This is a genomic window from Pseudoalteromonas sp. McH1-42, assembly GCF_022347845.1.
In the GTDB taxonomy this organism is placed as follows: domain Bacteria; phylum Pseudomonadota; class Gammaproteobacteria; order Enterobacterales; family Alteromonadaceae; genus Pseudoalteromonas; species Pseudoalteromonas rubra_D.
In genome coordinates this window covers 48,711-61,302 of sequence record NZ_JAKRFU010000016.1, presented here as the reverse complement: position 1 = coordinate 61,302, position 12,592 = coordinate 48,711, and the positions used below count along the sequence as shown (strand labels likewise).

14 protein-coding genes are annotated in these 12,592 nt (G+C 47.8%); 10 read left to right on the top strand and 4 right to left on the bottom strand.

The window, feature by feature from the left end:
- Window positions 1-69 precede the first annotated feature (69 nt).
- Both MHN31_RS15245 and MHN31_RS15240 read left to right on the top strand, forming a co-directional pair.
- Window positions 70-585 carry a hypothetical protein gene (locus tag MHN31_RS15245; protein ID WP_125562909.1) on the top strand — a complete coding sequence of 172 codons (516 nt, stop codon included), beginning with the start codon at window positions 70-72 and terminating at the stop codon, window positions 583-585.
- A 3-nt stretch (window positions 586-588) separates the two neighbouring features.
- On the top strand, window positions 589-801 hold the full coding sequence (locus MHN31_RS15240) for a helix-turn-helix transcriptional regulator (RefSeq protein ID WP_010384149.1): 213 nt from the start codon (window positions 589-591) through the stop codon (window positions 799-801).
- 49 nt (window positions 802-850) lie between these two features.
- On the opposite strand, the gene MHN31_RS15235 is transcribed toward MHN31_RS15240, so the two are convergent.
- Window positions 851-1,645, bottom strand: a complete 795-nt coding sequence (locus MHN31_RS15235) for a putative porin (protein WP_125562911.1) — start codon at window positions 1,643-1,645, stop codon at window positions 851-853.
- A gap of 170 nt (window positions 1,646-1,815) precedes the next feature.
- Between MHN31_RS15235 and MHN31_RS15230 the strand changes: the two genes are divergently transcribed.
- From MHN31_RS15230 to MHN31_RS15200, 7 genes are all read left to right on the top strand, one after another.
- The gene (locus MHN31_RS15230) at window positions 1,816-2,487 is read left to right on the top strand and encodes a response regulator (protein ID WP_125562913.1); all 672 of its coding nucleotides are present in this window, start codon (window positions 1,816-1,818) and stop codon (window positions 2,485-2,487) included.
- Entirely contained in the window at window positions 2,484-3,932 is a 1,449-nt protein-coding gene (gene creC / locus MHN31_RS15225; RefSeq protein WP_239444640.1) for a two-component system sensor histidine kinase CreC, read from the top strand. Before MHN31_RS15230 ends, creC begins: the two co-directional genes overlap by 4 nt.
- Window positions 3,933-4,009: 77 nt before the next feature.
- The gene (creD, locus tag MHN31_RS15220) at window positions 4,010-5,353 is read left to right on the top strand and encodes a cell envelope integrity protein CreD (protein ID WP_239444639.1); all 1,344 of its coding nucleotides are present in this window, start codon (window positions 4,010-4,012) and stop codon (window positions 5,351-5,353) included.
- A 291-nt stretch (window positions 5,354-5,644) separates the two neighbouring features.
- The gene (locus tag MHN31_RS15215; RefSeq protein WP_194867975.1) at window positions 5,645-5,968 is read left to right on the top strand and encodes a hypothetical protein; all 324 of its coding nucleotides are present in this window, start codon (window positions 5,645-5,647) and stop codon (window positions 5,966-5,968) included.
- 139 nt (window positions 5,969-6,107) lie between these two features.
- On the top strand, window positions 6,108-7,985 hold the full coding sequence (locus MHN31_RS15210) for a hypothetical protein (protein ID WP_125562921.1): 1,878 nt from the start codon (window positions 6,108-6,110) through the stop codon (window positions 7,983-7,985).
- Window positions 7,982-9,679 (top strand): HEAT repeat domain-containing protein, encoded by a 1,698-nt coding sequence (locus MHN31_RS15205; protein WP_239444638.1) that lies wholly within the window; start codon window positions 7,982-7,984, stop codon window positions 9,677-9,679. Before MHN31_RS15210 ends, MHN31_RS15205 begins: the two co-directional genes overlap by 4 nt.
- Window positions 9,680-9,916: 237 nt before the next feature.
- Window positions 9,917-10,303: a helix-turn-helix domain-containing protein gene (locus MHN31_RS15200; RefSeq protein ID WP_125562924.1), complete on the top strand. Its 387-nt coding sequence runs from the start codon at window positions 9,917-9,919 to the stop codon at window positions 10,301-10,303.
- A 3-nt stretch (window positions 10,304-10,306) separates the two neighbouring features.
- Here the strand turns inward: MHN31_RS15200 and MHN31_RS15195 are convergent, their stop codons facing one another.
- From MHN31_RS15195 to MHN31_RS15185, 3 genes are read right to left on the bottom strand one after another with little or no spacing between them, the layout of a single operon-like run.
- A complete protein-coding gene (locus MHN31_RS15195) occupies window positions 10,307-10,510 on the bottom strand; it encodes a 4-oxalocrotonate tautomerase family protein (RefSeq protein WP_049865476.1) in 204 nt (67 codons plus the stop codon).
- Between the two features lie 2 nt (window positions 10,511-10,512).
- Window positions 10,513-10,896 carry a nuclear transport factor 2 family protein gene (locus MHN31_RS15190; RefSeq protein ID WP_138538555.1) on the bottom strand — a complete coding sequence of 128 codons (384 nt, stop codon included), beginning with the start codon at window positions 10,894-10,896 and terminating at the stop codon, window positions 10,513-10,515.
- Window positions 10,896-11,504, bottom strand: a complete 609-nt coding sequence (locus MHN31_RS15185) for a glutathione S-transferase N-terminal domain-containing protein (protein ID WP_239444637.1) — start codon at window positions 11,502-11,504, stop codon at window positions 10,896-10,898. The genes MHN31_RS15190 and MHN31_RS15185 overlap by 1 nt, the downstream gene beginning before the upstream one ends.
- A gap of 188 nt (window positions 11,505-11,692) precedes the next feature.
- Here MHN31_RS15185 and MHN31_RS15180 point away from each other — a divergent pair, with 188 nt between their 5' ends.
- Window positions 11,693-12,592, top strand: a complete 900-nt coding sequence (locus MHN31_RS15180) for a LysR family transcriptional regulator (RefSeq protein WP_239444636.1) — start codon at window positions 11,693-11,695, stop codon at window positions 12,590-12,592.

The following is a 12,592-nucleotide window of genomic DNA, read 5'->3' as shown; positions in this document are numbered from 1 at the left end:
CTTTTTTCAGAAATTAGTTTCTGTGTGATATGATTCTTATCAAGAACAACATAGAAACATGGGATCTTTATGGTCAAATCGACAGACAAAATTCAGCGCTGGTGCGGCACCTTCCGCGCTGTGGTGTTGGGTATCAGTGGCTTGGTATTTTCGTTTCTTATTTATCACCTGATCATCAATGGTCAGGTACGGTATATCGAAAGCGAGTCATTCAATTTATTGTGGGAAAGTGGGCAAGTCAGTCACGGCATGTTGTTTAGTCTCACTCTCCCCTTGCTGGCTGGGATGCTACTCAGTGTGTACTGGATAATCAGGCTATTAAAACTCTTTAGTGGCGGACAGTTTTTTCATAACCACTGCTACACCTGCTATCAGGGATTTATCTGGACAAAAATTGCATTGGTCCTCTATTCGTGTGGCCTGAATTTTTTTCTGGATTACTGGTATCACACGCTCTACCACTCAAATCAGGTGGTGCTGAAAATCCCTTTTGGTGAGCTCACGACGCTCGGACTCTTCGCTGTGGTGGCCTACCTGCTTAAAGCAGCAAAAGAAATCGAAGATGAAAACAAGGAGTTCATTTAAGCTATGGAGATTGTTGTGAACTTAGATGTGGTGATGGCAATGCGCAAAGTGTCATCCAAAGAACTGGCCAAAGCCATAGGGATCACCGAAGCAAATTTGTCTTTGCTCAAACGCGGTAAGGTGAAGGGGGTACGCTTTGAAACACTGGCACAGATCTGTCGATATTTAGACTGTCAGCCCGGCGACCTGTTAGCCTTTAAACCAGACGAAGCGTGATTATTTAACAGGGTTGCAGGCCGCTGCAACCCTGTTTTATGCGTGGGCCTTAAAATTGCGCCACAAACTGCAAGCTGGTTTCTTCACCCGCATCACGATCTATATATTCAGCTCTTAGGTAGTAGCTGTCATTAAAGAAGTACTTACCTTCCAGTGCTAAATCAGAGTCATAAGAGCCTACGCCCACAGCAATATTACGGTTAAAGTAATAGTTCACCAAAGCATTGGTATACGACTCATCGGTGTATCCTAAATCGACCTCATGATGGGATACATCCACGCTGATATAACGCTCGGCATCCAGATGCATAAAATAACGGCCAGATACCGTGTAATTGTCCATCTCATCATCTGTATCTATAGTTACACCTAAATAGTCGGTGTCATTGAGCTGATGATTGTACTCGGCTTTTAACCAGGTGCTGTCAGCGCCCAGATCAGACTCATTGCGGCGAACACTCAGCTTCAGCTTGTCGTTATACAGATACCCGATCCCGTAAGTGTAATGGTCGTCAATTTCACCGAGGTCACTGACTCGACCAACCACGAATACTTCTTTGCTAAAATATCCCTCACCTGCAAAAGAAAAGCGGTTCATGTACTCATCATTGTAGTAACTCAGGCCAACATTGCTGTCGGTATCCAGGTAGCCATAATCGTCCCAAACACCTGAACTTTGCTGCGGAGCAAAGAAATAACGGCTGCTTATCATCAACGCATCATTATCATACGTACGGTCCTGATCGGTATAAGTAGCACTGTTAAACCATTGTTTAGTCTCAGTAGCGTGGGCTGATGTGGCGGTGATGACGGCAAGTGCCGCAAGTGTGAATAGCTTTTTCATAAAAAACCTTTATTTCCATATAGTAAAGCAGTATTGCTCACCACTGTAGTAAGCGCGGCGCATAGTATAAAAGCGAAACTGAATGCGCAATGACTTTCCCCGATTTTACCGAGTTTTGCTTTGCAGGTAATATGTTAGCCCGACGCGCTGAGCAAACTGAATTTTAATATATGACGATAGTAATAATTGAAGACGAGCCTGCCATTGCTGATACGTTGGTCCACATTCTTGAAATGGACGGGTTTGAAGTACACTGGTTTACAACCGCCGGGGCTGGCTATGAGTACTTACAGCAACACCCTGCCGAGCTGTTGATCCTGGATGTTGGCCTGCCAGATGGAAACGGCTTTGACGTGTGTAAACAGCTGCGTCAGTTTTCCGCTATTCCGATTATCTTTCTTACGGCACGCAGTGATGAAATTGATCGGGTGGTTGGATTAGAAATTGGCGCGGACGATTATGTCACTAAACCCTTTAGCCCCAGAGAAATGCTCGCCCGGGTCAAGCTCAGACTTAAAAAACTGCATCCACCTGTGACAAATATGGCGACGGAGCAAGTACCAAAGTGGCAAGCCAGAAACTTTGATTATTACTACAAAGGATCGGCACTTGGCCTGACAGCATTGGAATTCAAGCTGCTTGAGGCGCTAATCACCCAGGCACCTCGTGTTCTGAGTAGAACTCAGCTGCTGGATGCAACACAAGCGCCGGCTGACTGTGGTTATGAGCGTAACATCGACAGTCATATCAAAACGATTAGGCGTAAAATGAAGCGTTATGACTGTGCTGCGCCATTAAAAACCAAGCGAGGATTTGGCTACTACTTCGAGGATCCAGCGTGAAGGCTCGACACTGGCCACGTATCCCTCTGGGGCTGAGATTTTTCATGCTCTATCTGATCTTAGTCCTGCTAACGACTTATGTGATTAGCAATACAATGCTCAGAGAGATTAAGCCAGCCATACGTCAGGCAACCGAAGAAACCCTGATCGATATGGCCAATCTACTCGCGGTTGTTGTCGCAGAAGATCTGGCTCAGGGCACCACCAGTAACAGTCGCTTAGTTGAACTGATGAAGATATACGGACAGCGAGAAGTCGATGCGGCGATTTGGGGAGTGGAAAAGACCACTATGTCACATCGCATTTACCTCACGGATCATCGCGGTATTGTGGTGGCTGATTCCTGGCAGCAAGATGTCGGCACAGACTTTTCGCAATGGAACGACGTATACCTGACTTTGCGCGGAGAATACGGCGCCCGCTCCAGTGCAACCGACCCCGATGATCCTCTGTCAACGGTTATGCATATTGCTGCCCCGGTGATTTACCAGGATCAGATCATAGGCAGTCTCACCGTTGCTAAAGCAAATCGCTCGGTACAGCCATTCATCGAACACAGCCAGCAGCGCATCGTAAAATGGCTCGCTCTACTGAGCTTGCTCGCACTTCTTATCGGTGCTCTTATCGCCTGGCGGATCAACTCAGCAGTAAGTAAACTCGCTGACTATGCCAGAAAAATGGGCCTGGGCAAGCAAGCCGAAAAGCCCCAATTCAGAGTCTTTTACGAATATCGCCAACTCAGTGATGCAGTGGAACAAATGCGTAATCAACTCGATGGTAAGGTCTATATAGAGCAATATGTTGAAACCTTAACACATGAATTAAAAAGCCCATTGTCCGGTATCAAAGGGGCCAGCGAACTATTACAGATGCCGTTGAGTGATGGTAAGCGCCACCAGTTTGCACACAATATCGAGCGCGAAACCCAGCGAATGCAACAGCTGATCGACAGGCTTCTGGAGCTGGCCAAACTGGAGCAACTGCCCACTTTGAACACCCGACAATCCGTATCAATTGCATCGCTGCTTAACCAGTGCGAACAAATACTGACTCATCGGGTATTGCAAAAATCGGTCACCTTCACCCTGACACAAGATCACAGACAAGTGATCAGCGGCGACCCCTTCCTGTTACAACAAGCTATCCTTAATCTGCTGGAAAATGCCCTGGATTTTGTCCCCTTACATGGAGAGATATGCCTGTCCGTCACTTCTGCCGGCAACACATGTTCGTTCAGCATTTATAACACTGGCCCCACAATCCCCGATTATGCATTGCCCAGATTATGTGAGCGATTTTACTCCCTGCCTCGTGCCAATGGCGCAAAAAGCACGGGACTTGGTCTCAATTTTGTGGAGCGAGTTGCCAGACTGCATCATGGTGAGCTGACCATCAACAATCGCGCGCAGGGTGTGGAGGCCACACTCACCATTAAAACTCCATAGAGTCTCCACATACCCCCCACTCTAACGCCAATCATCTCGGTTAGCCTGTTAGTACATCAGGCCTAACCGAGAAACTTATGACACAGCCAATTACCGAAAAAACAGGGATCAAACTAGCCATCATCGCTGCAATTATTTTATTGCTGATGATCCCCATCGCCATGATCACAGACTTGATCGACGAACGTTCTGCCTCTGAGTACACTGTACAACAGGAAATTGCCCGCAGCACCAGTGGCACCCAAGCTCTGATTGCCCCCTTTATTTACGCTGAATATGAAACCTCAACTGAACTCGATGGCGTACAGACACGCATAAAGCACCAACGTACCTTACTTCCCGAGCAATTGACGGTACAGGGGACCCTCGACACATTCGAGAAGTACCGCAGCATATACAAGGCACAGCTTTATCGTGCAGATTTAACACTCACAGGCCACTTTGATCCCAAACAGCTGGACGATCTAGCCGATCTTACACCCACCCGAGTAGCCTTAGTGTTAGGGGTTAGCGATATCCGGGGGATTGGCCTGAACACCCAAATCTCACTCAATAGACAGACATATACGTTGCGCCCCGGCACCACGTTAAGTGCTATCGAAGAAGGCGTGCACATTACGCTGCCCATCTCAGCATTGCGCGATAAAGACCTGGCGTTTGATATTCAATTCGATTTGCAGGGGATGACTTCGCTGTCGATCGCCCCATTAGGCGCACGTACTGAGGTCTCATTAGAAGCCAACTGGCCACACCCCAGTTTTCAAGGAGAGTACCTGCCAGTTCACTCTGAAATCACTGCAACGCACTTTAACGCCAGCTGGCAAACCAGCTATTTTGCCACCAATATGAAAGAGCTATTTTCGCGTTGTATTTTTAAGCATCAGTGTGCGCAGTTAGAATCACGCAATATGGGCGTGCGCCTCGTGGAGCCGGTTGATCATTACCTGAAAAGCCACCGTGCCACAAACTATGCTCTGTTGGTGATTATTTTAGTGATATCGAGTTTCTTTCTATTGGAGCTCAGTAAGACCAAAGCCATCCACCCGGTACAATACGGGTTTGTCGGGCTATCATTAGCGGTATTTTATCTATTACTGATTTCTCTGAGTGAGCATCTGGGCTTTGGCTGGGCCTATGCCCTATCAGCACTGGCAGCCATCCTGCTGCTGGTAAGCTACATTTGGGGTATACTGCAAAGCGCGAAGCTCAGTGCCTGTTACCTCATTGCGCTGAGTACGCTGTATGCCATGCTTTATGCCATGTTAAGCGCTGAACATTATGCACTGCTGCTAGGTAGCCTGTTGTGCTTTACGGTACTCGCCACGATCATGCTCGCGACCCGACATGTGAACTGGTATGGCACAGCTCAAGCCTCCACTGAAAAACTCCCAGTTCAACACAGCAATTCACCCGCTCCATAATCACCAAGGCATGTTGCAGATTTAGTCCGACATCACCAGCTTGTCATCAGTTAACACCACTGTTCTGTGATGACAAGCGTATCTGTAAAAGCAATCAAAGCGCTATTAATGCATGAGTTGATGTGGCGATGATAGCGGCAAGGAACGCAAATTTAAGTAACGCTCATAAAAGCTCAAACCTCTTTAAAATACAGTAGCTTGATTGCACCACACCAAATAAAATAGAACATACTTCTATTGCTAACCTCCAATAAAAGGTACAATTACCTTTTACCCAAAAAAGGACTAACCATGTTAAAAAAAGCAACAATACTAGCTCTAGCCATCATGACATTTAACACCACAGCCAGTGTAACGAATCACAGTGGTGAAATCGCCAACATGAGAACCTGGGTATCCGGTTCAAATACTTATGGTGTCTGGGTTAGTTTGAAAAACAATCCAAGTATTTGTCCTGGTGGTTTTTACCTGCCTCACACGTCTGACAATAAACAACTGGTTTACAGCACGTTACTCGCAGCACGTCTTTCTGGCAAAAACATTATGATCCAGGCTGCTGACAGCAGCACCTACAAAATTGGCGATCGATGCCGCATTAACTACGTGATGCTTTAAAAAGCGTCAATCTGGGTGTTTTAACTAAACACCCTCATACTTCTCGATGATCCAAATAGCATAACCCCGTCCAAACTCATTATTCCTCCACATTTTTGCGATATACTAAACACTGGGTAAGATTAGATTAGGAAATACAATGCGCCATTTAACACGTGCCATTTTAGCGAGCGCTATGCTCACCACACTAGCGGGGTGTGATCTTGGGGGTGACGATAAACTCCCTATCGTAATCCCGGTTGAACAGAGCAAAAGCAATATTGCCATCACCAAAATATCCACAGGTCCACTAGAAACGCTGGAACCCAATACTGCTGTGCGAGTCTTCTATGATGTAGACATCAGCGGCTTTAAGGATATCGACGTTGACGTACACTTTTACCTGGTGCATGCAACAGAATTAGACACGTCTGATGGCGAAGAAGCTGAAATCGAAGAAGTCCATAAAGTTGGCGCATTGGAGTTAACTCAGGTCACTGAAGGCAGTCACAGTTTTGAAACGGAAATCACCATTCCGGATACCCTGCTGGGTGGCCATTATCACTTAATCGCACAAATTGACCCACATGATGATCATGCGGAAGACATCGAAGAAGACAACCATCCATCAGTTGATCACGAACCTTTCTCTGATGGCGAGTTCCCATTCGCTGATCTACAGGTACGGGTACCAGAAAGCCATGACTACAAGCTGCTAAACGCGGAATTTGGTCAGCAAGCATTGATCCTCGATGTACCAAATAATGCCGATGGTACCAGCGAGCATCATTCTGATCTGGTCGGTTACCTGACTGCAGATTACGAAGGGGGCAATCTGGGCAGCACTGCTATCACAGCAGAAGTTTTGGTAGAGGGTAACTGGCAACCGACCCACTTCTGGAATACCGAAAACGCCGCTTATGAGGCGCAACTAACGCATAATTTTACTGCGGGCTTGCACGATGAGCACATTGGTTTTGATATTGCACTGGATGACGCGCTGCTCACTCAGATTTACCAGGGCTACGACGCCACTCAGGAGCAGTCTTTACAGGTCCGCTTCACTTTAACGGACTTGGCTCAGGATGCCGAAACCATCACAGACAACAATGTGATCGAAACTGAGATCCCGCTGTACTTCTTCACCGGTGACGACACGGACACCGAGCAGAGTCTGGCAAAGCGTGATGCGCAATACGCAGTGGGACTGGCTAATATTAAGCTGGAGAAAGAGTTTGATAAGTCTTATGGCAACAAGTCTAAGTTCAGTGTCGGTGTTGATTTAAGCGGCCAGCTGTTTATTGTGCCAACCGGCGACCCGGGCGGCCGGATCACAGGTGAAGGCGTCGTAGAAGCATATTTCTTTAATGCGCAAAACACCTTATTCAGCATTTCATATGACGGTAGTGCCTATATCAGTGGACAGAACACGGGCTATGCATCTGAAATGATTATCTTCAATAATGTTGCGTTTGAAGATGAGAAATACACCACGAAATATGAAAAATCCTGGGAAAAATCCTGGGAAGAAGAAAAAGTCCTCGCACAGGCGCGCTTTACCATAGGTCCAGTGCCTATGAGTGTTGAAGCCGGTGTGACCGGCAGCCTGGGCTTTGAACTGACGGTTGGTTATAACGCAGAGCTGTATGCCGAAGGTGACTTGTTTCATGTTGACTTTAACGCCTTTGGCCGTGGTGGTGTAAATCTGGGCTTAGTCTCTGCTGGTATCCAGGCGATTTTGATCTTAATCGACAATACCTTTGCCATGGAGTCCAATGCAGGTTTTGCCCTAGTCTCTAACGGTAACAAAGCACCACATATTTATTATGGCCTTGAGCTGAAGAACGACCTGGATGTGATTTCAGGTAAATTTGGTTTATACGCCGAAACCATTGGCGTGAAATGGTGTAAGAAATGGGGGATCCCTTATCCGTGTGGTAAGAAAACCCACCGCTACGACCTGTGGCTATATCAAACACCAAGTGTGTATAACAAATCCTGGACTTTGTACTCCAAAGAGGACGAAATCGAACTATGACCCCGTGTCGATTGACTCTGCTTGCAGCGCCCTGGGTGGCGCTGACAAGCGCTCAGGTAATGGCTGGCACACTGTGCCAGCCGCAATACCAGTTTGACATCAGAAGCCAAACCTCTTTTGACTATGTTAAGCTGCAAAGTGCTCCACAAACTTCTATGGTGCATTTACGCGGTAAACTGTCGCTTAAACCGGCGCAAAAAGGTGATGAACGAAACTGGTGGGCGATTAAAGCCGATCAAGTCGCTGCGGTTCAGGGCAAAGAACGTATGCCTTTGCCCAGTTATGAACACCCGTTTGCCTTTAAACTCACAGACAACGGTCTGATCAGTGACTTTCACTTTGCGGGTGAGCTCGACCAGCAGACTCAGGACAAGCTGAAGGGATTAGCTTATTATCTTCAATATCAAAGAGATATTAGTGAGGTAAGTAAAGAGCCCGACACTCTGGGCCAGTATCAACCCGCTTACCAGCAAGTCGATAAGCAGTTAAAAATGGTCAAACGACATTACAGCGACTTCGATAGCACTCAGCTGACAACCTTTAACCGTATCGACGTACTCGATTCTGCACACCTGATCACCCCAGATAGCTGCTTTTTGGTGCACCGCGAAGGTCAGGAGGCGCTGGCTCTAACAGGCACCGATCTGCGATTTGGCTCGCAACAAAGCTATACCCTGACACAGCTTAGCCAGCCTTATAACAGTGCCTTGTACGAGTTGGGTACCGACCTGACGACCTGGCAACCTACCCCAGCCGAACTCAGCGAAGCCGAAAAGGCACGTCTCGCAGCTGAACTACAACAGCTGATCACCGGTCAGGATATCACGCAAATAGACGCACATACGCTGTCAATCTTGCTGAAAAAGTACGACGCTGTCATAGGCACTTTGTCCCCGTTGATGCTTTCAGGCACACTCAGCGACAAAGCTCAGATGCGCCTGTTCAATGCATTAGGACAGCTAGATTCTGCCTCCAGCCAGCAGTTACTCAGCCAGCTGTTACAGGCTGAGAAACAACCTCTTACTCAGTTTCGTGCATTGCGCGCACTGACCCAAGGTCATGCACCATTGTCACAACAAGCCACAGACATGCTACTGGAAATGCTAACAAATGGATTCAGCACCTTAGATGCCGAAGTCGAGTCCAGTTTCTATATGACATTAGGCACCTTACTCAACAACCGCAGTGCATCAGATACCGCTATGCAGCTAAGTCAGGCAATCACTGAACAAATCACGCTGGGTGACAACGAGGGTAAAACTGCCAACCTCATCACCGCTTTAGGGAACAGCCGTGATCCCCAGCATGAATCGCTGCTCAATGCGCATCTGTCTGACAGCAGTGCCCGTATTGAGAAAGCCTCTATCCGTGCGCTGGGCATGATGCAAACCGACACGGCTTATCAAAATCTGGAACAACACTTTTTTAATGCCCCAGCGCGCAACAAGAAAGCGCTGATCAGTGCACTAGGGAATTACCAGATGAGTGCTAAAACCAGTGACACCGTACTTAATATGGCGGTGAATGATCAGGATGATGCGATTCGTCTGGCCGCTATCAAAGCATTAGCGACTCAACAGCAAAAAGACGGCATCAAACCCGTGTTGCGTCAGGCGTTGAAAAACGAAACCTCGCGACGCAACTTTAAAGCCATCATTAAGTTGTTACACAGTGAAGAGCACAAGGCGCAATAGCGCCTTTTGTTCACTACTCCAGCCGAGCCACGATACCATACCGCACTTCCCTGCCGTACAGGTTTTCTGACCTTTCACTTCCCAAAGCTGCCTTTTTAATAATCCGACATATACAAGCATAGTAAGCACTTTCACAATCCAAGTTACTTATATATACTAAAGTGCATTAATGAATATAATAGGCATTATCTTACGCTTCGATGTATGAGCCATTTTTTAACGAAAGGAAACCACATTATGACCAACACAAGCGCCCCTGCTCGCCGGGTATTTGAACAGAACGAGCGGTGCCCAATCCGCAATGTGGTAGCACAAATAGGCGATAAGTGGTCAATTTTAATCCTGTTTGCTTTGGTTGATGGGCCTGACCGGTTCAATGCCTTAAAATCAAGAATTAAGGGCATATCACAGCGCATGCTGACACAGACCTTGCGTGATATGGAACGCGATGGCTATGTCAAACGCACCGTTTATGCAGAAGTACCGGTTAAGGTTGAGTATGAACTCACCGAGCTGGGACGAGGGCTGGCTAAGTCGGCCTGGCAACTGGTGTCGTGGGCCGACGATCACTTTGATGAAATCACCGCAGCCCGTGCCCGTTACGATGAAGCCAGTCAATCATGAGCGTTAAGTCTGTCGCTGCCTGATCGCGGTAACCTGTTCAAAGCCAATGCCCCAGTTGTCAGTCGAGACTTCATCAATGACCACAAAGGTGGTCTCCGGGCTTTTCCCTAATACATCGACCATCAACTGGGTCGTGCCTTTGATCAGTGACTGCTTCTGTGCGTTTGTCACCCCTTCATCGGTGACGCGAATATGAATATAAGGCATAGCTACTCCTGGTGAGTGTGTGGTAAATCCGCATACATTTTGTTGACTATCCGCCACCGGCCCTGTTCTTTCAGCAAGCCCAGAAAGTCAACGTAAGTATGTTCAAACAACGGGCATAACACCTTGACCATGGCCTGTTGTCCAAGCAAGTCTACCGCCAGCACCTGATAGGCAAATTCATCGCCTTTGTCTGCTGGTGAGGTGCGATGGCTGACCAGCTCTAGCCACTCATCCAGACTGCGCCTCAAACCCGGCGCTTTGAGCCAGCAGTCAGGATGAAACAACGGCCACAATGCCTCACGATTACCTTCATGTAACCCCTTGAAATAACATTGTACTATGGCCAGGACCTGACTCAGATCCGCTTTCATTTCAGCGTGCTCCATTATGCCCCCTGCGCCTGTTCAGCTTGCAACGCCGCAACAAAGCTTGGCATGCTGGTTACTGCTTCAATCATCTGTGCAGTGCGCAGAGGGAGTGTGATTTCGACCTCAAATGCGGCCCCCCAGCGCGAGTAAACTGCCAGCAAAATATCGGCGACTGACGCATGCTGCCCCCCTAAAAATGGCTGAGATTGCAACTGAGATTCGACCTGTAGCCATAGCTGATTGATCTCCTTTGCTGCTGCTTCAAACAGCTGTTGGCGCACAGCGCCCTGCTCCATGACACGCGCGATAAAAAACAACCTAGAATAGGCCGGATGCATAGTGGCATTGGCAAACAACAATTGCTCAATCGCTCGGCGGCGAGCAGGCCCCGGCTTAGTGGGCAGCAACTGGCTGGGATGCTTGCGGGTGAGATGTAGCATAATCGCAGCCCCTTCAACCAGTTTTTCGTCTCCATCTATGAGTACCGGGACCTGTTGGGCAGGATTCACGGTTGAAAAATCGCTGAGGGTATCAGCGCGGATAAGCATCACATCCTGCCCCAGCTCACGTAATATGGTGTTCACAGCGAGTGAACAGGCTTCCTGAATGTAGTAAAGAGTGTACATAATCATTGTCCTTCTGGTCAGATAATACGGACGAATTTGACGCACTTCGTCTGTGGTTATTTTCAACACCTCTAGTCTATGACTTGCGCTTTGTTTGATATATAACTACAAAAGAAACCAAGTGTTCACACACAGGAAACAGTGTATGGTTGACTCACTAAGTTCCACGATAGGTAAGGACAATTAAAATGAACAAGCTACGTGCCATTGAGCTCTTCGTGAAACTGGCGGAGGTGGGCAGCTTTACCCAGGTTGCAGAACAATTCAGCACATCAAAATCAATGGTCAGCAAAGAAATAAGCCGTCTTGAGGATCAACTGGGCGCACGTTTGTTGCATCGCACCACCCGCAATATCCAGTTGACTCAGGTCGGTGAGGGTTATTTGCAACGTGCCAGGGATATCCTCAGTAAACTGGAGGAGGCAGACACCTTTGTTCAGTCGACACAGCAGGCTCCCAGAGGGAAGCTAAAAGTGAACTTGCCTATGGTGCTGGGGATCACCGATCTTGGGAAAATGTTTGCGGACTTTATGCAGGCTTATCCGAGTATTGAACTCGACATTCATCTTGGTGATGAGGATATTGACCTGGTTGAGCAAGGGTTTGACCTGGGTCTGCGTGCCACCAGCCGACCCATTGACAGTCATTATATTGGCCGTGAAATCACCCGGTTTGACTACCACATTTGCGCCAGTCCGCAATATCTGGCGACCCATCCAGACATTACACACCCTCGCGATTTGACGGAGCATAACTGCTTTGAATACCGATATTTTAAAGGAAAAAATATTTGGCCGCTGGCTGAAGGCGTCAAAATTACTGGCACATTAAAAGCGAACAATGTTCTGTTTATGCTAGAAGCCATTAAAGCTGGCCTGGGGATAGGTATATTGCCGGAATTTGCCTGTCGGCATGCCATTGAAGCCAAAGAAGTGGTGAGTATTCTGCCGGGTAGTAAGAAACCGCAGCTCACCCTGCTCGCCCTCTACCCAGCCCGTCACCACGTACCGGCCAGCGTGTTGCAATGCATCCAGTTTTTACAGCATTGGTTTACACACCAGTACCCAAGCAACCAACGTATCATTTGA

Coding starts and splice junctions, on each gene's coding strand:
- MHN31_RS15245 (WP_125562909.1), top strand. CDS start 70: ATGGTCAAATCGACAGACAAAATTCAGCGCTGGTGCGGCACCTTCCGC.
- MHN31_RS15240 (WP_010384149.1), top strand. CDS start 589: ATGGAGATTGTTGTGAACTTAGATGTGGTGATGGCAATGCGCAAAGTG.
- MHN31_RS15235 (WP_125562911.1), bottom strand. CDS start 1,645: ATGAAAAAGCTATTCACACTTGCGGCACTTGCCGTCATCACCGCCACA.
- MHN31_RS15230 (WP_125562913.1), top strand. CDS start 1,816: ATGACGATAGTAATAATTGAAGACGAGCCTGCCATTGCTGATACGTTG.
- creD (WP_239444639.1), top strand. CDS start 4,010: ATGACACAGCCAATTACCGAAAAAACAGGGATCAAACTAGCCATCATC.
- MHN31_RS15215 (WP_194867975.1), top strand. CDS start 5,645: ATGTTAAAAAAAGCAACAATACTAGCTCTAGCCATCATGACATTTAAC.
- MHN31_RS15210 (WP_125562921.1), top strand. CDS start 6,108: ATGCGCCATTTAACACGTGCCATTTTAGCGAGCGCTATGCTCACCACA.
- MHN31_RS15205 (WP_239444638.1), top strand. CDS start 7,982: ATGACCCCGTGTCGATTGACTCTGCTTGCAGCGCCCTGGGTGGCGCTG.
- MHN31_RS15200 (WP_125562924.1), top strand. CDS start 9,917: ATGACCAACACAAGCGCCCCTGCTCGCCGGGTATTTGAACAGAACGAG.
- MHN31_RS15195 (WP_049865476.1), bottom strand. CDS start 10,510: ATGCCTTATATTCATATTCGCGTCACCGATGAAGGGGTGACAAACGCA.
- MHN31_RS15190 (WP_138538555.1), bottom strand. CDS start 10,896: ATGGAGCACGCTGAAATGAAAGCGGATCTGAGTCAGGTCCTGGCCATA.
- MHN31_RS15185 (WP_239444637.1), bottom strand. CDS start 11,504: ATGTACACTCTTTACTACATTCAGGAAGCCTGTTCACTCGCTGTGAAC.
- MHN31_RS15180 (WP_239444636.1), top strand. CDS start 11,693: ATGAACAAGCTACGTGCCATTGAGCTCTTCGTGAAACTGGCGGAGGTG.